General features: G+C 39.0%; 20 protein-coding genes. 11 read left to right on the forward strand and 9 right to left on the reverse strand.

The genetic code is table 11. The features are described from left to right. Nucleotides 1–15 precede the first annotated feature (15 nt). The 3 genes from WAE64_RS00765 (at nt 16) to WAE64_RS00775 (ending at nt 2,253) form a co-directional block, all read left to right on the forward strand. Nucleotides 16–666, forward strand: coding sequence for a hypothetical protein (locus tag WAE64_RS00765; RefSeq protein ID WP_340233356.1), 651 nt, complete (start codon nt 16–18; stop codon nt 664–666). A 107-nt stretch (nt 667–773) separates the two neighbouring features. After that, nucleotides 774–1,496 carry a YebC/PmpR family DNA-binding transcriptional regulator gene (locus tag WAE64_RS00770; protein ID WP_340233358.1) on the forward strand — a complete coding sequence of 241 codons (723 nt, stop codon included), beginning with the start codon at nt 774–776 and terminating at the stop codon, nt 1,494–1,496. Between the two features lie 76 nt (nt 1,497–1,572). Then, nucleotides 1,573–2,253, forward strand: a complete 681-nt coding sequence (locus WAE64_RS00775; protein WP_340233360.1) for a carbohydrate-binding family 9-like protein — start codon at nt 1,573–1,575, stop codon at nt 2,251–2,253. A 68-nt stretch (nt 2,254–2,321) separates the two neighbouring features. Here WAE64_RS00775 and WAE64_RS00780 read toward each other — a convergent pair whose 3' ends face one another. Beyond that, on the reverse strand, nt 2,322–2,702 hold the full coding sequence (locus WAE64_RS00780) for a hypothetical protein (RefSeq protein ID WP_340233362.1): 381 nt from the start codon (nt 2,700–2,702) through the stop codon (nt 2,322–2,324). A gap of 162 nt (nt 2,703–2,864) precedes the next feature. After that, nucleotides 2,865–3,389 (reverse strand): DNA topology modulation protein, encoded by a 525-nt coding sequence (locus tag WAE64_RS00785; protein WP_340233364.1) that lies wholly within the window; start codon nt 3,387–3,389, stop codon nt 2,865–2,867. Between the two features lie 217 nt (nt 3,390–3,606). Between WAE64_RS00785 and WAE64_RS00790 the strand changes: the two genes are divergently transcribed. Beyond that, on the forward strand, nt 3,607–5,784 hold the full coding sequence (locus tag WAE64_RS00790) for a TonB-dependent receptor (protein WP_340233366.1): 2,178 nt from the start codon (nt 3,607–3,609) through the stop codon (nt 5,782–5,784). Nucleotides 5,785–5,908: 124 nt separating this feature from the next. Here the strand turns inward: WAE64_RS00790 and WAE64_RS00795 are convergent, their stop codons facing one another. After that, nucleotides 5,909–6,877, reverse strand: coding sequence for an AraC family transcriptional regulator (locus tag WAE64_RS00795; protein WP_340233368.1), 969 nt, complete (start codon nt 6,875–6,877; stop codon nt 5,909–5,911). A gap of 73 nt (nt 6,878–6,950) precedes the next feature. Here WAE64_RS00795 and WAE64_RS00800 point away from each other — a divergent pair, with 73 nt between their 5' ends. Continuing rightward, the gene (locus WAE64_RS00800; protein WP_340233371.1) at nt 6,951–7,340 is read left to right on the forward strand and encodes a hypothetical protein; all 390 of its coding nucleotides are present in this window, start codon (nt 6,951–6,953) and stop codon (nt 7,338–7,340) included. A 49-nt stretch (nt 7,341–7,389) separates the two neighbouring features. Here WAE64_RS00800 and WAE64_RS00805 read toward each other — a convergent pair whose 3' ends face one another. The 4 genes from WAE64_RS00805 to WAE64_RS00820 all read right to left on the reverse strand — a co-directional run bounded on the left by WAE64_RS00805 (nt 7,390) and on the right by WAE64_RS00820 (nt 9,824). After that, nucleotides 7,390–7,815 (reverse strand): SRPBCC domain-containing protein, encoded by a 426-nt coding sequence (locus tag WAE64_RS00805; RefSeq protein WP_340233373.1) that lies wholly within the window; start codon nt 7,813–7,815, stop codon nt 7,390–7,392. A 12-nt stretch (nt 7,816–7,827) separates the two neighbouring features. Beyond that, a complete protein-coding gene (locus WAE64_RS00810) occupies nt 7,828–8,451 on the reverse strand; it encodes a GyrI-like domain-containing protein (RefSeq protein ID WP_340233375.1) in 624 nt (207 codons plus the stop codon). Between the two features lie 44 nt (nt 8,452–8,495). Next, nucleotides 8,496–8,996, reverse strand: coding sequence for a DinB family protein (locus WAE64_RS00815; protein ID WP_340233378.1), 501 nt, complete (start codon nt 8,994–8,996; stop codon nt 8,496–8,498). 144 nt (nt 8,997–9,140) lie between these two features. Next, nucleotides 9,141–9,824: a helix-turn-helix transcriptional regulator gene (locus WAE64_RS00820; protein WP_340233380.1), complete on the reverse strand. Its 684-nt coding sequence runs from the start codon at nt 9,822–9,824 to the stop codon at nt 9,141–9,143. 181 nt (nt 9,825–10,005) lie between these two features. Between WAE64_RS00820 and WAE64_RS00825 the strand changes: the two genes are divergently transcribed. From WAE64_RS00825 to WAE64_RS00840, 4 genes are read left to right on the forward strand one after another with little or no spacing between them, the layout of a single operon-like run. Further along, nucleotides 10,006–10,647: a hypothetical protein gene (locus WAE64_RS00825; RefSeq protein WP_340233382.1), complete on the forward strand. Its 642-nt coding sequence runs from the start codon at nt 10,006–10,008 to the stop codon at nt 10,645–10,647. 10 nt (nt 10,648–10,657) lie between these two features. Continuing rightward, the gene (locus WAE64_RS00830; protein WP_340233384.1) at nt 10,658–11,239 is read left to right on the forward strand and encodes a hypothetical protein; all 582 of its coding nucleotides are present in this window, start codon (nt 10,658–10,660) and stop codon (nt 11,237–11,239) included. Next, entirely contained in the window at nt 11,236–13,518 is a 2,283-nt protein-coding gene (locus WAE64_RS00835; RefSeq protein ID WP_340233386.1) for a histidine kinase, read from the forward strand. The genes WAE64_RS00830 and WAE64_RS00835 overlap by 4 nt, the downstream gene beginning before the upstream one ends. 28 nt (nt 13,519–13,546) lie before the next feature. Continuing rightward, complete coding sequence (locus WAE64_RS00840; RefSeq protein ID WP_340233388.1) at nt 13,547–14,338, forward strand: LytR/AlgR family response regulator transcription factor; 792 nt, start codon at nt 13,547–13,549, stop codon at nt 14,336–14,338. 22 nt (nt 14,339–14,360) lie between these two features. Here WAE64_RS00840 and WAE64_RS00845 read toward each other — a convergent pair whose 3' ends face one another. After that, the gene (locus WAE64_RS00845) at nt 14,361–14,786 is read right to left on the reverse strand and encodes an ABA4-like family protein (protein ID WP_340233390.1); all 426 of its coding nucleotides are present in this window, start codon (nt 14,784–14,786) and stop codon (nt 14,361–14,363) included. 55 nt (nt 14,787–14,841) lie between these two features. Between WAE64_RS00845 and WAE64_RS00850 the strand changes: the two genes are divergently transcribed. Both WAE64_RS00850 and WAE64_RS00855 read left to right on the forward strand, forming a co-directional pair. Then, the gene (locus tag WAE64_RS00850; protein ID WP_340233392.1) at nt 14,842–15,297 is read left to right on the forward strand and encodes a RidA family protein; all 456 of its coding nucleotides are present in this window, start codon (nt 14,842–14,844) and stop codon (nt 15,295–15,297) included. Between the two features lie 100 nt (nt 15,298–15,397). Then, nucleotides 15,398–17,782: a M1 family metallopeptidase gene (locus WAE64_RS00855; protein WP_340233395.1), complete on the forward strand. Its 2,385-nt coding sequence runs from the start codon at nt 15,398–15,400 to the stop codon at nt 17,780–17,782. A 197-nt stretch (nt 17,783–17,979) separates the two neighbouring features. Here the strand turns inward: WAE64_RS00855 and WAE64_RS00860 are convergent, their stop codons facing one another. After that, nucleotides 17,980–19,566 (reverse strand): S8 family peptidase, encoded by a 1,587-nt coding sequence (locus WAE64_RS00860; protein WP_340233397.1) that lies wholly within the window; start codon nt 19,564–19,566, stop codon nt 17,980–17,982. Between the last annotated feature and the right edge of the window lie 105 nt (nt 19,567–19,671).

The raw sequence follows: 19,671 nt of genomic DNA on the forward strand, positions 1-19,671 counted from the left end.
TAAAACAATAATAAAATGAAAACCAAACACGCAAATAAAAATTTCATCGCAATAATCCTTCTAGCAGCGGTGCTATCGGCCTGTTCTGCTTCGAGAGATTATGTTTCAAATAATTTCGAGAAAGTAAAAACTACTCACCAGAGGGTAGCTATTTTACCTTTTGATGTACAGTTCGAAAATCCGGCAAACCGTAAGCCAAGCGAACGCACCCAGCGTTTTTTCAGCCAGCAAGAGCGTACAGCTAGTTTAGATAGCCAAAAAGAATTGTTTGCTTACGCTGCCAAACAAGTAGAAAAAGGCAGATACGAATTGGCTTTTCAGGACTTCACAAAAACCAACCAGATTCTAGCCGAAAGAGGTATCAGACTAGAAGATATTGGGCAACACGACAAAGGCCGTCTGGCGCAATTATTAGGAGTAGATGCAGTTATATGGGGTCAGATGGGCGTCAGAATCACTCGTCAGGACCGTTACTCGATGATGCCTGCTTATATTGGCAACGATGGCATAGAAACCAACGTGAACCTGTACGATGCAGCCAGCGGCGAGCTATTGTGGAAGACCAATCTAACACAACGCCCCAACAACCGCATGGATACGCCACACCACATGGCCAGCCAGTTGATAGCCCAAGTAGCTAAACATTTGCCTTATCGGACGAAATAAGTGGATTTTTAAAGTAAATTTTTCTAATTTCGCACTCTGAACTCCTACCCTGCTTTTAAATGAAGCGGAGGTAGTTAATTATTAAAAATAGAAATTATATTTAGTATATGGGAAGAGCGTTTGAATTTAGAAAAGCTCGTAAAATGAAGCGTTGGGGACAAATGGCTAAAACATTTACCCGTATTGGTAAAGATATAGCCATTGCAGTAAAATCTGCAGGTCCTGACCCTAACAGCAACTCTCGTTTGAGAGCTATCATACAAAATGCCAAGGCAGCCAATATGCCTAAGGCAAACGTAGAAAATGCAATTAAGAGAGCATCTTCGAAAGACCAGGAAGATTACAAAGAGATGGTGTATGAAGGCTATGCTCAACACGGCATTGCTATATTGGTTGAGTGTACAACCGATAACACCAATCGCTCGGTAGCTAATATCCGCAGTTATTTTTCTAAATGTGGCGGTAGTTTAGGTACATCAGGAATGCTAGATTTTATCTTCGACAGAAAATCAGTATTCAAGATTGCTAAAACCGACAACATTGATGTAGAAGAACTAGAGTTTGAATTGATTGATTTTGGTGCAGAAGAGGTTTTCTTAGACGAAGAAACAAATCAAATCAATATCTATGGTGAGTTTACAGCTTTCGGAGGCTTGCAGAAGTTTCTGGAAGAAAAAGGCTTTGAATTATTACAGGCCGATTTCGAGCGGATTCCGACTGATATGAAGACTATCACCGAAGAACAAGCTGCCGACGTTGAAAAGCTGATTGAAAAACTAGAGGAAGACGACGACGTGCAGAATGTGTATCATAATATGATAATTGCCTGATTTCAGGGTTATTAATATACGTCAGAATCTTATACAGATTCTGACGTTTTTATTTACTTTACTGTTTGTGTTGCTTATGCTACTATTTCTTTATCCTTATATTCTATTTTTTCTTATGCCGCTAGCTGATTATACGCTTTCTTTATCGAAAAACGAATGGAAGGCCCTCGACCAAAAATATTTTAAGCATTCGACCAATGGTGAGCAAGCGCCACAAGAAACCTTAGTAAAGCTAAAGTACGACGACCAATATCTGCATATAGCATTTGAGTGTAAGCAAAACCCCTACTGGAAAGAAAACACTTATACAGTACATAATACTGAACTATACAACCAAGAGGTTTTTGAGGTATTTATAGCCGAAGGAACCGACGTACCCGACAGGTATCTGGAATTGGAGATTAACCCTAATAATATATTGTGGATTGGTAAAATACACAACCCAACCAAAGGACATGGCGGCGGTAACTCGGCCGATATGATAAGTTATGAAAATGCAGGTATAAAACACTCCGTAAAGACCGATAACGATAGCTGGAGTGGAACATTACAAATTCCTTTAGCTCTAATTGGCAATCAGAAAACGAAAGATTATCGTGTTAATTTCTACCGCATTGTTTCGGTACAATCGCATAAAAAAGGTAATTGGAAGTGTACACCTAAAGAATGTAATTTTATATGCTGGAGCCCAACCATGAGTGGCAAATCACCAGCCTTCCATAGACCTGAACATTTTGGATTACTTCATTTAAAATAATAGCTAGGCAACTGAAAACCAGTTGCCTTTTTTATTAATATTACAAGTAGCTTTGTTAATTAGCCTTTTTATTCATTTGAAAGTACCTTTCCTATTTCTTCGCCCATTTTTTTCATACGGGCATAGTTTTCATATGAATTTTTCGATTTATCCATTTCTATTTTTACACTGCCAGGGTACATCTTTATGTAGAAGTTCATGTCGTTGTCTAAGGCAATGTTAGCATCGATTTGGGCATTTTTAAAAGAAAAGTTACCAGCCGGAGTCTCCAGATTATCATCCAGATATTCCTGCACTTCTTTGGTTCTATCCTCCGGAAAAGAGGCTGAAAATTTATAAATATCTCCGGATTCTTTATGAGAGATAGAGATATTGCCTTTGTTTTTGCAGGAACAAAAAACAAATAAAGATACTGATGCAAGTAATACAAAGTTAAATAGCTTTTTCATAATTAATTACGAATTAAGTTCGTTTTGATAGTACAAATATAATGTATTGGCAGATACATTGTTATACATAGTACCTTGTTATTGATAAATTTTCTATAAATGGCTTTAAAATCTGATAAGTGGTAGTTTTTCAGGATTGAACTAAACGAAGCGAATCAGTATTTAGTTATAATCGCCTGACTCTGTGAGGGCAATCAGAAATTGAGAGACTTGCTTTGGCTTTTTAAATACCAAAATCTTGCGGTTTTGGGTATGCTGTTTGAGTTTATCAAGTACTATTGGGCGGTAGGCGTGTCGGTAGCTCAGAATCCAGCCAATAAAACTCCAGTCTAATTTTTCAGGGCAACCTTCTGTCATATCCGGTCGGGTTCTGCCCCGGTAGGTAAAAAATCTTCTTATGGCTCGCCTTAAACAAAGTAAGGTTGAGAAATCAAGAAAAATAATGGTGTCTGCTTCTTTAAAACGAGCCGACATGGTGTTTTTATAATTACCATCAATAATCCACTCGGTTTGTCGGCTTAGCTTTTCAAGCACTTTGCCTTCTTCTTCTTTGGGTAGCATTTGCCAACCCGGTCGCCAGAATTCTTTGTCCAGATGAATAACCGGCAAACGTAGTATTGTTGCCAGTTGGCGAGCCAGTGTAGATTTACCGGCACCGCCACAACCTATAATAGCAATCTTTTTCATGATGGTGAGCCTTGAATTGAAAACTATGTCTAATACAAATTTAGAGCTTATTGTTTTGTTTTACTAATCAGTAAAAGACATTTGGTCTATACAATTATCTGCTTTATCTATCTTTCAATAAAACTGCTTTACTCCGCAGAAAACCGTGTTTGTCAGAAATCACTATTGCTCAGCCTCGCTTTCAGATAGGTTTGTGTCATCATTTAACAAAACTATTATGAGCAAGCTATTACCTTACCTTCTATTCTTTTTGTTTCAGATACCTCAATTGTTTGGGCAAACAACCATTAAGGGCAAAATAACCGACAAAAAAGGTGAAGCCCTACCAGGTGCTAATGTTTTCATCAAAGGCAGCTATGATGGTGCTTCGAGCGATTCAGAAGGTAATTTCAGTTTCAGAACCAGCAGAAAAGATACAGCTACACTTGCAGCCAGTTTTGTAGGCTACGAAAACTTTGAGCAAAAAATAAAGCTGAATAATGCTACACTTGAAACAAGTATTAAAATGCAGGAGTCGATGAATGTGCTAAATATGGTTACAATTACGGCAGGGACATTTGAGGCATCAGACAGTAAAAAAATGGTTATGCTCAAACCGCTTGATATTGTAACTACCGCAGGCGGTGGGGCTGATATTACAGCGGTAATGCAATTGCTACCGGGTGCACAACGTGTAGGCGAGCAAGAGGGCTTATTTGTGAGAGGTGGCTCTGCCAACGAAACCAAAACCTTGATTGATGGCATGATAGTACAGAATCCTTTCTTTAGCAGCACGCCTGATGTGCCTCAACGTGGGCGTTTCACACCATTTATGTTTAAAGGCACTGCTTTTAGCACAGGTGGCTATTCGGCACAATATGGGCAGGCGCTTTCATCTGTATTACTTTTGCAGACCCGTGATAAAACCGACAATGCCAGCGGTTGGAATATTGGTGCCAACCTTGCAGGTATAGGTGCAACTTATACCCACAAAGGCAGTCTTTCAGGCTCACTTTATTATACCAATCTTTCGCCGTTTTTTAACCTGATGAAAACGAATGTGGTATTTGATAAAATTCCTCAAGGTTTTAGTACTTCTTTGACATACAACGAAAACCTTACTAAGAATAGCACTTTAAAATTGTACGGGACTTATTCTGACAACCAGTCAGCTATGTTGTTTCCTACTTATGACGAGACAGGTTCTAATTACCTTTTTGAAATGAAAAATAAGAACGTGTTTACGAATGGTACTTATCAGGTAAATTTTGACGAAGGCAGATGGGTTCTCTTGACAGGTTTATCGTATAGCCACAACACAGACAAAATAAAAATAGGTAATGATGATGGCGACCGACTAGACGAGCGCACACAGGTACGTGCCGTAATGACAAGGCTATTTGGGAAAAACAATGCCAGTTCGGTTTTATTCGGCGCAGAGTTTCATGCCATTAAAGTGGGCAATATCTATAACCAATATGATTTAAGTCTGAAAGATAATTACAGTACAGCTTTTGTAGAAACAGAGGTTTACCTAACCCCAAAACTAGCAGGCAGATTTGGTATGAGGACCGAATACACGAGTATTATCAGCAAAGCTAATATTGCACCTCGTATCTCTTTGGCTTATAAAACGGGGCAATACAGCCAGGTATCATTGGCAGCAGGGCAGTTTTACCAAACACCTGAGAAAAACTATCTTTACCTAAACCAAAAGCTGGGTTATGAATTAGCTAATCACCTGATTTTGAATTACCAGATTATAAAAAACGACCGGACTTTCAGAGTAGAAGGTTTTAAGAAAGACTATAAAAATCTGGTATTAGAGCATACTTATTATTATGACCCTAACCCTTATCGTTTCCCAACGGGCACAACAGATAATAGCGGCAAAGGTTATGCACAAGGATTCGATGTATTTTTCAGAGATAAGAAAAGTATAAAAAACGGTGAATTCTGGCTTACGTATTCATTCCTGGATACCGAGCGTTTGTTCAGAAATTACCAGAAACAAACCATGCCTACTTTTGCATCAAAGCACAATGTGAGTGTAGTGTATAAACAATTCTTTGAGAAAATTAGCACTAGCGTAGGTGTTACAGCTACCCACACCAGCGGCCGCCCGAATTATGATTTTGCCACTACTTCTTTTACGCCTGAATACACAAAGCCTTATCAGAACGTAAGTTTATCGGCTAGCCATATTCGTACTATCAAGGGCAATTTTATAGTGCTTTATGCTACGCTCGACAACCTTTTTGCCCGTAAAAATGTATTTGGCTACCGTTATTCGGCTGATGGCAAGCAACGTTTTGAGGTGATTCCGCCGATGTATCGTACGTTTTTTGTAGGTATATCTATGAATCTTTCAAAACAACTATCAAAACCTAAAGAGGCTGATTTGGATAATTTGTAGGGAATTGAAGAAAGGAAAACGGAGTAGGGAAAATAAAAAACTAAGAACTGTGACCGGATAGAGATTCAAACCCCAAACCATATATACGCCCGCTATCCGGTCAAGTGATTGTGTGCAAGGCTTTTCAAAAAGCTTTTTGACGCAAACGCTCGGGCGAATCGCCAAACCATTTTTTGAATGAATGGATAAAAGCGGCTGGTTCGGAGTACCCCAATACATAAGATATATCGGTAACCGAAAAGCGGTTATGTCGAATCAATAAACCTGATATTTGCTTTCGCAAATCATCAGTGATTTGGCGAAAAGTTATGTTTTCGCTTACCAAACGTCGCTGAAAAGTACGAGGGCTCAAATGAAAAGCATCTGCTACGCTGGCAAGGTCGGGTAATTCGGGCTTTGCCAGATTCAGCGATGCTATTTTTACTTTATTGGCAAAACTCAACTCTGATTTTAGTCCTTCTATCAATTTCAGATACTCTGGTATCAGCAAATCTAATTGTTGTCTGCTTCTATCTAATAATGTTGCTTTTAAAATACCGGAAGTAAAACAGACTGAATAGTTTTCTGATACCTGCCAATCATCGGGATAATCTGGTGAAACAAACGGAGAGGTTTTAATAACTTCAACCCCATTTTGCACCATCATATTTACTTCTTTGGCAACAATGGTAAGAATATTCTCCAGAATAACACGATTGGCTTCTATATGCTCATTGTCAATATGTAATAATATTCTTACTGCATCAACATCAATAGTTGTTTCAATACCAACAATCGGGAATGTCGCATTGAGGTACATTTGCAGATAATACAAGGCTTCTTCTATGGTTGTTGCTTGTAGCGATATACGGTAGATAAGCCCTAAAGCACCTAAATTCAGAAAATTACCTAGGCGAATTCCAAGTTGTTCATCTTTTAATTGCTGAATCAATACATCGATTACCTTATAAAAATCTATCGGGCTTACTGTTTCTGTTTCGCTTAAAAAATCAGTAGGCGGATTTTCTATTAAGCTCACAAGCTCTTGCCGAGCTATTCCCCTCATTTGGGCATATGCTATTATCTGGTGCAGGTGTAAAGCAAGTATCTTCATTTTGTCGTGAATTATCAATCATTAGTCATGCCGCAAATCTACCTTTGTTTCATCATTAAACAATTGATATAACATGACAACCTTAAAAAATGTATTGCTTATCAATGCCCTGAGTTCAGGCATAACAGGTCTTTTATTAATAGAGTTTCCAGTTTTTACAGCTCAACTCTTTGGCGTATCTCAAAGTATGCCTTTTATGGCAACGGGCATTTTTCTGGTAGCATTTGCTTTATTGGTCTATTATGCTTCACGCCAGACACCTACTAACAAAACACTGGTACGGTGGATTATTGCTTTAGATATTATTTGGGTTGCCGATAGCCTGATTGTAGTAGTAGCTCAGTTATTTGGCTTTACAATGATTGGCTACGCCATTACTTTAGCAGTGGCATTATGGGTAGCTTTGATGGCTTTTTTGCAGATAAAAGGATTGAAAGAAGACTTTGTTTTGAAAACAGAGTAGTTTTAGTGGATGTAAATGAGATTAGGGGAGAAATTTTCTCCCCTGATATTTAAGCACCTTCAGCTACTTTCTTCAATTCTTCCAACACAGCGCTCCAGTCTCCTTCTGAGCGTTCAACAGCGGCATCATCTTTAAAGCCGTCTTGTGTAATAGTCAATAAGGTTGTGTCGCCTTGTTCTTCTACCGTGTAGCTAATGTTGGCATAGTTTTCTGGAATATCTTCCGTACCACTTAGGTTACTCCAATAATTATAGGTCAAAGTTTTTTCGGGCTCGTAAGCTAACACTGTTCCTTTGTCTTCGTATGGTTTATCATCCCATTGACCCGAAAATACGATAGGTCTACCTACTTGCCAATCGGTTTTGGTTTCAGTACCAAACAAATATTTTTTGATTTTCTCAGGGTTAACCAATGCATCCCATACATCTGTTTTTGATGCGTGTATCGCAATCGTTTTTTTCAATTCTTTTGCCATGATATAGTATATCTATTTTACTGGTTCTCTTAAAATGGTTCTTAATTTCCCGGGTGCTGTTTTGTTAAAATCAGAGAGATAAATCTCATGATGCAGGCCGTTTCTTTGTAATTGATGTTCATCTGTAAATTGCTTAATCTGAGTCAGACTTTCAGGTTCTTTATCGAATGGCCCTACATGGAGCATTTGCACACATTTGCCTTCATGCATTTCGTAAAGTTCTACATTATGAGCCAGAGCAATCTGTTTTTTGGCAACCACCTCTTCTGTCATGCTTTTTACAGCCTCTGCTGTAACATAGTCTGGCAGGCGTATCAACATTCTATAATGCCATTCACTTCGGGGTATCTGTGTTGGGGCATTATTCATCGTTACATCTTTGTACTGTTCTTCATCATACCACCAAAGCCCTTCTAGTTTTGCCACCACAAAGTCCTGATTTTGTGCTTTATACTTAAATTTAAGCCCATAAGCCGTAGCGTATAAAGCCTGTAAAGTAAGCCCATAGTCAGGGTGCGAAGGGTCTCCTTTGCCTACAATAGACAAAAATTTTGCTGCTTCTATGTCTACCAAAGCAGGTTTTGTAGTAGCTGTGTAGTAGGCTTTGTATTGTTTACTTAAATCTAGCTTTTCCATATTTGTGTATGTGATGGGGCCGATAAAGCCCCATTCTGAAAAAATTATGCTTTAAACCCTTCGTCTGCACTTGGCCCATAACTACCCGGAATCGGAATATCTAACAGGCGTAAATAAACTCCTAGCTGTGCTCTGTGGTGGATAATCTGGCTAAGCGCCATTCGGAGCACATCAACTTTAGGACTTACATCATAAATAGTTTCTCCATCTCGCAGTGTCCAGTTTTCGGAAAGCGAATCAGCATAATCTTCTTTCAGATATTCTTTCCCCTCTTCTACCATTCTTTCAAAATAATTTAATAGCTCTCCGTTATTAGTTATGTTTTCAACCTTGTAAGGATTTTTAGAAAAGTCTAATTCATCGGTTGTAAGCGTCATTTTTATCCACGATGGCAGCTCGGCAATGTGTGTAACCAAGCGTTTCATGGTCATGCTTTTTGTGTGTGGTTTCCAGTCATATTTATCATCTGGAACAATAGATAACATCTTGCGTGTGGTTTGAGCTTCTTGCTCCAATTGTCTTGAAAATTGCTGAATGATTGTCATTTTGCGTTGCGTTTTAGTTTACATTACAAAGTAAACACAGCCCACTGACAACCCTATGGCAGTCGGTTTTTGAAAGTTTTAAAAATTTTTAAGAAAATTTTGAGCAGTATTTTCAGGCCGAAAAAGAGTGCTTAAAAGAACATATTAATACGCTACCGGAAGCTGATAATCGTTCAATCGGATATGGTCTTTTTTGCTGAAAGGTAAGCCTGTTTCACTGATAGTACGGATACGAGACACTTTAAAATCACGATACTCTGAGCGCATCTGGCACCAGGCTATCATGTGCCAGCTAAAGGCATAAAACACCAAACCTATGGCTTCTACCCTACGTTTACTGATTTCTTCTTTGTTGTTGATGTATTCAATATCAAGTATCTGTTTCGAAACAATGGCATTCTGAATAGTGCTTAAATATTCAAAATCATTGCTAAAACGCTGGGGTACTTGTAGCTTAATATTATCGGTCAGAAACTCTATTTTTTCTTTCTGGTTTGTTCGTAGTACCGACTTTACTTTATTAAGGGCAGAAGAATAATGTTTTCGGATAGATTTATCGGCAAAGCCCATCGTAACGCTTTCCATGAGCAACAGCGCATTGGCCTCTTCAATACTAAATGCAACCGGTGGCAGAAAATACCCTGGCACAATAAAATAGCCTTTCTGATTCTCGAAACTCACCGGAATCCCAAGTTCTCCTAATGCCTTAATGTCTCGATAAACCGTACGGATACTGATTTCAAATTTCTCAGAAATACTCTCGGCACTTACATATTTTCTTGATTGTAGCGTGGTTACAATAGCCATCAGGCGGTCTATGCGATTCATGGGCAAGCTCGGTAAAGATTGTTTGGTAAAAGTAGCAAACTATTTACTCCTGTAAAAGCCCATTTTACTCCGTCAAATTCGGTCTTTGTCAGAATACCCTGTTTTACAGAATGGTTCTCCTATAATTTTGAATCAACAAACAAGCACAAGACATTATTAATCATTTAAACGCCTTTTAAAAATGAAACGAATTATTTTAACTCTCAGCTTTTTATCTTTAATTTTCATAAAAACTTTTGCCCAGAAAGCCGATTACGTGGCAGCTATGGAAAATGCCATTACTTTGCTAAATGAGTTTGAAAATACCGAAAATAATAAGCAGGCTGTAAGCCAGCTAGAACGCATTGCCGTAGCCGAGCCGAACGAGTGGCTTCCGGGTTATTGGGCTGCTTATGGTTTAGCAAATCTGAGCTTTGCAGAAACCGATGCCGACAAAAAAGATATGTTGCTTGATAAAGCAGATAAATTTCTGGCTGCTGCAGAAAAACTAGAGCCTAAAAACGATGAGATTGAGGTCATGAAGGCATATCTGGCAGGTGCACGCATGGCAGTAGCACCACAAGACCGCTGGCAAAAATATGGTGGTGCTGTTGGCATGAGCTTACAAAATGCCTATAAACTAAACCCTGAAAACCCAAGAGCTAAAATGCTGGAGGCGCAAGGTATTTATTTTACACCAGAGGCTTACGGCGGTGGTAAAAAGAAAGCAGCACCTTTGTTTGAAGAAGCATTGAAAAAGTTTGCCAAGTTTAAGCCAGCGTCGAGCATTGCACCAAGCTGGGGCGAAAGAGCTACTACCTGGTTATTGTCGCAAACTAATTAAATTAATTGCAATGAACCCTAATGATGCATTGATAGGCTATACCGACCTTATTCAACGAACCGATACTTTTATCCGAAAAAATGCTTTCTGGATACTAGGGCTGGGATTAATAGCAGGAATAGGGCGGTTTATTCAGGAAGGTGGCAGCGGCGCTATCTCTTCAAGTACGCAAATTATATTAGACATTGGAGTCAATACCGCTCGCTTGTTAACTGTTTTTATTATTATTGGCAAAGGTAGCTTACAGAATGGACTCAGCGCAATAGCCAAAATTTTTCGCCTCACAAAAGCCAAATGGGTCAGCATTTGGGATAATATTAAGCGAAATTTCTCAGGCAATTATCTAGCACTTCTGGTCAACTTTATAATTTATACCCTCATAGCGGTTATCATCAATATAGGTTTATTTATACTGTTAGACCATACAGCCTTTTTAGAATGGCTAAAATCAAACCAATTGCTTAGTCCTTTTGCTTCTAAATGGCCTGTATTATTACTTTTAAAAAACATTTCTATTATTCCGTTTACTTTAGTTTTTGAGGTATTGATTGTGAGCTGGATTGTAGAAAAAAATAAAATGACTGAGCAATGAACATTTTACCATCAGAAATAAAAACCATCGCTGCCGAAGGTATCACGCATGTAAATGTTGAGACCGTGAACGGAAACATAGAGCTTCTAGGCAGCGATGAGGCCGAGATAAGAGTTGAGATTTATGCATCGAAGCGCCTGGTGATGAATCTTTTCAGAAAAGAAAGTATTAGTTCAGAAGACCTAAGCTATGGTTTAATAAATATTTCTCAACAAAACGAAACCCTAAGAATTGCTGTGCGAAACAATGGTTTCTGGCGATGGGACTGGCTGAGTTTCTTTCAGGTATCATTCCGTGTTTTTTTGCCTAAAAACATCAATACTTTGCTCAAAACAACAGTAGGAGACATTTATCTGAACAACATTGTAGGTAAACAAACGCTTCGCACATCAGTAGGAGACATAAAAATAGCAAATTCCAATGGCGAAATACAAGGAAAATCGTCGGCAGGAAACATCAAAATTGGTAATTGTGATATTAAAGGTGATATTTCAACCTCTGGCGGAAATGTTCATATTTTTAACTCTAAGGGCGAACTCAACAGTAATACCAGCGGAGGTAATATTAAGCTGGAGAACTTCAGCGGTAAACTCTACACCAAAACCAATGGCGGTAATATAAGAGCCTCTAATATATCTGGCGAATTTAAGACGTTTACGTTTGGCGGTAATATTCGTCTGGAGCAGATGCGAGGTAACATAAGCGCGTCGACCAAAGGTGGTAATATCAATGTACAGGCATTAGCTATTGAAGAATACCTGTGGCTCGAATCAAGCGGCGGCAATATAAAAACACAACTACCCCTGAACCAAGGATTGCAATTAGAAGCAGATGGTGTACAAGTAAACGCCCCTCACCTAAACAATTTTCAGGGTATTAAAAGAAATGGTTTTATTTCGGGCAGTATTAATGGTGGCGGTGCAAGTGTAAAACTCAAATCTTTCGGGGGTAATGTGCGTATCTCTGTTCCTAAATTTGAATATAATCCTGGGTTTGACAAAGACCTAAAAAAAAAACAATATAGCTGGGTAGAACAATTGAATATAGAAAAAGCCCCGGATATTAGCTCCAGGGCTTCTGTTAATCCTACAACTACATCCACTCCAGAACCACAGAAGCCTTATTATAAAGAGCGAAGTAATAGTTTCAGAATAGGCTTTAAAAATGCACTCAACAGGCTCAATCCAAGATTTCTGTTTTATACTTTCCTATTTGCCCTTTTCCTTATTTATGGTTTAAACAGTATCCTATATTTTTCTTTAGAGTTGTTTAATCCTACATCTTTGGAAGCCGAGCAGAATAAGGCCGTTTTTTTAGCAAACCTTACCACAGGCTTTTCATGTTTTGCCAGTTTGGTTATTTTTATCCTGTTTATCGAACGATTTCTGGTCAGAAACTGGTCGAAATATATCATTCTGATAGTGTTCACTTATTTTACACTCATGTTTTTGCGTCTGTTTCAGAAAACACTATATCTATTAGAAAACGACGGCGGTAAATATTGGACCCACTACTGGAAAATTATGTCGATAAATAATGATAACAATGTAAGTGCTCATGGCCTATTATATTTACTGATTCCGATGATAGCCGTTTGCGTAATTTTCTATAACTGGCAACGCTCTAAAGACCTCGACCGTAAAATCTCAGAACAGGAATACCAACTACTGAATCTTGAAAAACTAAAAACCAAAGCACAACTAAACGCATTAGAAGCCCGCATTAATCCACACTTTTTATACAATTCGTTAAACAGTATCACAGGCTTGATCCATGATAACCCAGATAAAGCTGAAGAAATGACTATTCAATTATCAAAATTATTCAGGGCAACTACGGGGCGCTCCGACCAGAGTGCTCATAGCATTGCCGAGGAGCTAGACATTGTAAAGTCTTACCTATCTATTGAACAAATGCGTTTTGGCGATAGGCTGAAATATTTAATCAATTTAGAGCCGGGTCTCGAAAACATTAAAATACCTCGATTTTTACTACAACCAATCGTTGAAAATGCTATTAAACACGGTATCTCTAAAATTACAGAGCATGGCACTATTGAGGTAAGAATAAGTAGAGAGCAAGACTTAGTAGTTTTTGAGATACACGATAATGGCCCTGCATTTAAAGAAGATTTAAGCGGCGGGTATGGCCTCAGAAGTATTAGTGATAAATTGCAGTTGATTTATGGCAATATGGCCAGCTTACAAATCGAAAACAACGACCATAAGGCTATAATCATCAAAGTTCCGGTAGAAACTTTAGATAAAATAGCCATGTAAATTTGTATACTACTTAAAATCAGCGATTATGTTCAAGACTATATTAATTGATGACGAACCTCTGGCCATTAGCCGTCTGAAAAGGCTATTATCTCACTATAGCTCTATTATCAATATTATTGACGAAGCACACAACGGGCAGGAAGGCTTAGAGAAAATTGAAGCGCACAAGCCAGACCTTATATTTCTGGATATTGAAATGCCCCTGATGACGGGTTTTGAAATGCTGGCAAGCCTTAGTTATATGCCTAAAGTTATTTTTTCAACTGCCTACGACCAATACGCCATCAGAGCATTTGAGGAAAACTCTGTTGACTATCTGTTGAAACCGATTGAAACAGAAAGACTCGAAAAAACGATTGAGAAGCTAAAGAAACTAGAAGATAAGAAAGATGATAGCTCGCTGAATGCTAATTTGCTGCAATTGCTCGAACAATTTAAAGTCAAAGAAGATGTGCAGTCAGCCAGTGCGCAAAAACAGAAAGTAGCCCATTCTATATCGGTAAAATCAGGCGAAAGAATCTTGTTTATTCCTTTAACTGAAATCAGCTATTTTGAGGCAGAAGATAAATATGTATTTCTGAATACAGTAGATGGGAAGCAATACCTTACCAATTATACAATCTCTAGTCTGGAAGAAAAACTACCAGATAATTTTGTGCGGGTAAGCCGTGCATCTATTGTTAATTCTTTTCTGATTAAAGAACTACAGAAGTATTTCAATGGTAAATTTCTGGTTTTAATGCGCGATAGTAAAGGCACAAAAATAGAAACCGGCTCTACTTATGGCGATAACCTGAAACGGCTAATGGAGATATAACAAGGGAGGCATAACTAGTATATTATGCCTCTTTTGGTTTTGCCAATTTCCTGAGAATCCAATACAACAAGAAGCCTAACGGGCCCATCATAAGGCATAAAAACAGGCATGGCCCTACAAGTATCCGATTCAGCCCACGGCTTAGTGAATCTTTATATACCCATGTGCCTGCTACTAAATCGAAACAGAGATAATGTACCCAGCCTACCAGCACACTTTCGTCGTTGGCAAATAAGGACTTGATACCGGCCAAGGTGCTGAACGACATAAAATCTAAATTCCCTACGCTTGTAATAACATAGCATGCATACACAGCCGCCAGCAGTAGTGGAATAAGATATGAATCGGCTAACTTCTGTGTCCACTTCCAATGTGGAGCAAATATCATCAGCAGCCATTGGGGCATTACAAGGGCATTAGCAATAGAAAAAACAGTTTCTGAATTCATAGCTTTGATTTTAAGTACAAAATTTAGAAAATTGTATTTACAAAATCAAAAACACATGAACAAACTTCTCCTGACAGGCTTTTTGGCCTTCGCTACCTCACTCGCTTTTGGACAAAACAAAGAAATTGTCAAGACCGATAAAGCACCTGTACCCATTGCACCTTATAGCCAAGGCGTAAAAGCGAACGGCATGCTTTACGTAGCCGGGCAAATAGGACTAAACCCCGAAAGCCGAAAACTAGTAGAAGGCGGCGTAGAAGCCGAAACTGTACAGATAATGGAAAACATCAAAGCAATTGTAGAAGCAGCCGGAGCAAAAATGGGAGACATTGTAAACACAACTATCTACATGAAAGACATCAACAATTTTGCTAAGGTAAACGACTTGTACGGAAAATATTTTACGGGTAACTACCCTGCTCGCACCACTATCGGGGTGGCAAATTTACCAGGTGGTGCTAATATTGAAATTGCAGTAATTGCTGTTTTACCAAAAATACGTAAGAAATAAACTTAGTTGTGGCACAAAAACCAACGAAAACGCATTTTTAATGTGCGTTTTTAGCCTTTTTAATTAAATTTGTTAATTATTAAGCCCTTCATCATAATTCATGAAAAACACCATTTTTCTACTCTGTTTCTTAACAGGCCTTGCAGTGTTTGCTCAGCAACCTGCTACCACGCAATACAATGCCAATACTCGCTTTGAGCAAATGGGTACCGAGTTACCGACTCCAAACACCTATCGTACAGCCTCAGGCGCACCGGGTAAAGACTATTGGCAACAAAAAGCCGACTACGATATAAAAGTAGAGCTCGACGATGTTAATCAGCGCATTATTGGCACTGAGGTAATTACTTATACCAACAAATCGCCTGATGAATTGCGCTATATCTGGTTACAGCTTGACCAGAATATGTTTGAAAAGACCTCTATCAATGCCATGACAAAAACAGGTAGCATTGAAAATAACCAAATGTCTTTCGGCGCTATTCAAGGCATTAACTCGCCAAGTGCTGTAAGAGCTACTATTACGGGCAATAAAGAGTATGGTTATAAAATTACGGTAGTAAAAGACGCTAAAACAGGCGCTGACTTGGTATATACTATCAACAATACTATGATGCGTGTTGAAGTACCTGTTCCTTTGAAAACAGGTCAGTCTTACGCTTTCCGTGTCGACTGGAACTACAATATTAATGAATATTACGGCCGTGCAGGTTTGGAGTATTTTCCGAAAGATGGCAACTTTAATTATTTCATTGCACACTGGTTCCCTCGTATGGCGGTATATGACGATGTAAACGGCTGGCAACATAAACAGTTTATTGGCCAGGGTGAGTTTACTTTGCCATTTGGCGATTATAAAGTAGAAATTACCGTACCAAACGACCACGTTGTAGGCGCAACAGGCGAATGCCAGAACTACGATAAAGTTTTAAGCAACACCCAACTGAAACGTTGGGAACAAGCTAAAAACTCAAAAACGCCTGTATTGATAGTAACACAGGCTGAAGCAGAAGCCGCAGAAAAAGGTAAACCAACAGGCAAAAAAACCTGGATTTACAAAGCCGCCAACGTGCGTGACTTTGCCTTTGCATCGTCTCGTAAGTTTATCTGGGATGCCATGCAAACCGATGTCTATAACAATGGCCGTAAAATATGGTCGATGTCTTTTTACTCAAAAGAGGGTAATCCACTTTGGGGACAATATTCAACCAGAGTAGTAGAGCACACTTTGAAAAGCTATGGTAGCCGTACTATTCAGTACCCTTATCCGGTAGCTATTTCTTGTCATGCTACTGCGGGTGGTGGTATGGAATATCCTATGATTTCGTTCAACGGTGGTCGTCCTGAGCCAGATGGTACTTATTCAGAACAAACCAAAGCAGGTATGATTGGCGTAATTATCCATGAAGTAGGGCACAACTTCTTCCCGATGATTGTGAACACAGACGAACGCCAATGGACATGGATGGACGAAGGCTTAAACACTTTTTGCCAGTATCTGGCCGAACAAGAGTGGGACCGCAATTTTCCGTCTCGCCGGGGTGAGCCACAATACATTGTGCCTTACATGAAAACCGACAAGTCGCAACTATCGCCTATCATGACCAGCTCTGACAACGTAATTTCACTAGGGCCAAATGCTTATGCAAAGCCTGCTACTGGCTTAAATATGCTCCGTGAGACCATTATGGGTCGTGAGTTGTTCGACTATGCTTTTAAAGAATATGCACGCCGCTGGGCGTTTAAATCGCCTCAACCTGCCGATTTCTTCCGTACAATGGAAGATGCCTCAGGTGTTGACCTTGACTGGTTCTGGAAAGGCTGGTTCTACGGCGTTGAGCCAGTTGACCAAGACCTGGCAGAAGTAGAATGGTATGCTATTGATACCCAAGACCCTGTTGCCAAAAAAGCGGCCGATAGAGCTGATTTTGAAGCAAAGCGTGAAACGATGAGCAATATCCGTAACAAAACAGACATTAAGCAAACAGTAGTAGAAGCTGACTCAACTATGAGAGATTTCTACAACTCTTATGATAAGTTTGCTGTTACGGCGGCTGACCAACAGAAATCAGAACAATACAAAGCGAGTTTGTCTGACGATGAGCGCAAAATGCTTGAAGAAGGTAAAAACTTCTATGTATTGAAAATCAAAAATAAAGGTGGTTTACCAATGCCTGTTATCATAAAACTAGATTATGAAGATGGCACGAATGAGATTGTAAGAATACCGGCCGAAATCTGGCGTTTGAATGACCAGGAAATCAAGAAGACACTTCCTACCACCAAAAGAGTAACAAAGTTTACACTTGACCCATTCTATGAGATTGCCGATATTGATACAGCTAATAACTCATTCCCTCGTGAACCTGAGAAGCCAAGCAAGTTTCAGGCATTCAAACAAAGAAGTTTCCAAGCGGGGCCTAATCCTATGCAGCAAGCAAAAAAGAATCAGCCTTCAGGCGTACAAACTAGTGGAAAGAATTAATCCTGTCTCTGTTTTTATATAAATTAAGAAAGCCGAAGTGAAAACTTCGGCTTCTTTTTTACAATTAAAAATATATTAGTAATAATCTGTTTTTTACACAGAGCGAATCATCAATAACCCTTTGCATCTTTTATAAAATGAAAAATCCGCAGTAGCTTCTACTGCGGATTCGAACATTTATTCAACATTTGTTATTATCATTTCGACATCTCCAATGCCATTTTCACAGCATTATAAGCATTTACCATACCACCTGTCAACGACAAATCTTCAAACTTCACAATCTCTTTAGAGCCCGGTTTATTTACTCTTAACTCAGGTAGTTTTACCGATGAATCTAAAATGATTTTTTTGATTTGCGCAGCTGTCAACTCAGGGAAATAAGATTTCAATAAGGCAGCAACACCTGTAGTAGCCGGAGCAGCCATACTTGTTCCGCTTTTCTCTTCGTATTTAGAACCCGGCACGGTTGAGTAAATATCAACACCCGGTGCAAATACATCAACGTTTTTCTTGCCATAGTTACTGAACTCAGCTACTGAATTTGGCTCACTCTTCCATGATAACGCCCCTACTGTAATCCAGTTTTCGGCTTTTTGTCCATTTTCATAATTAGCTGTTGGGTAATGTACATCTACGTCAATATCAAGGTTGTCGTTACCTGCCGCAGCTACCAACAATACTCCTTTCGATTGTGCATATTTCACGGCATCATCTACCCATTTTTTCTCTGGTGAATACGGTTTCCCAAAACTCATGTTTATGATTTGTGCACCATTATCAGCAGCATAACGAATCGCATTTGCTACATCTTTATCTCTTTCGTCACCATCAGGTACAGTACGTACTACCATTAGTTGCACGTTATCGCATACACCCATAATTCCTATATTATTGTTACGGTTAGCACCAATAATACCGGCAACGTGCGTGCCGTGCATTCCGTCAGGGCCTAATACTTCGTTGTTGCCATACTCACCATATTGCAATTTATCTGGTTTGTCACCAACTACTGTACGTGGATTATAATCAAGGTTGTAATTATATTTTAACTGACCTTCGTAGTGTTCTACGGCTTCTTTAATATCGTTACCAGAAGCCCCTAATTCTATAAATTTCTCTAACGTACGTTTTGCAGCTCTTACTGTGCGGTCGGCGTTGTTTTCGTCTATGCCTGTAATGTTTTCTTTAGTAAGCGTTTCTACTTTCAGGTAGTTTTTCAATACGGCTTCTGACTCTAAGTAGTTTTTATACAACTGCGCATAAAAAGGTGCATACTGCTCTGACTCTGAGCGTTTTTCTTCGTACTCTTTTTGTAATTTACCATACAACTCATATTCAGCCTGATTTTTACGAATCAGTTTCTTAGATGGTTTATCGCCGAATTTATCTTTCAGTTGTTTTAGCATACGGGTAATCTCAACCTGCTCGTGGTTTACGTCCTGCCCGTCTTTACCCCCCAGAAAATCCCAGCCATTTATGTCATCAATGAATCCGTTTTTATCATCATCTTTGCCATTACCTGCTATTTCTTTGGCGTTTACCCATATTTTATCTTTCAGGTCTTCGTGGTTTGTATCTGTACCGCCGTCAATTACTGCTACCACTACCGGTTTTGAAGTGCGGCCTTTCAATAATTCCTGATAAGCACGCTCAACACTCATACCCCGAATACCGTCTTTCTCGAAATCAAGATTTTGCCAGTTAGGTTTAGTTTTTAGGTCTTGTGCGTTAGTTTGAAGGAAAAAAGGGAATAAAAAAACTGCAAAAAGTATTTTTTTCATTGTCTAGTTTTTAGTTTGAAATAGAAATCCGTTTAGTTAAAGTATAGTGTCTTATCAACAATTAATCCAATATTATAAAAATGTAAACTGCGAATTAAACGAATT

Origin of the sequence: Emticicia soli (genome assembly GCF_037860775.1) — a bacterium.
GTDB lineage: Bacteria > Bacteroidota > Bacteroidia > Cytophagales > Spirosomataceae > Emticicia > Emticicia soli.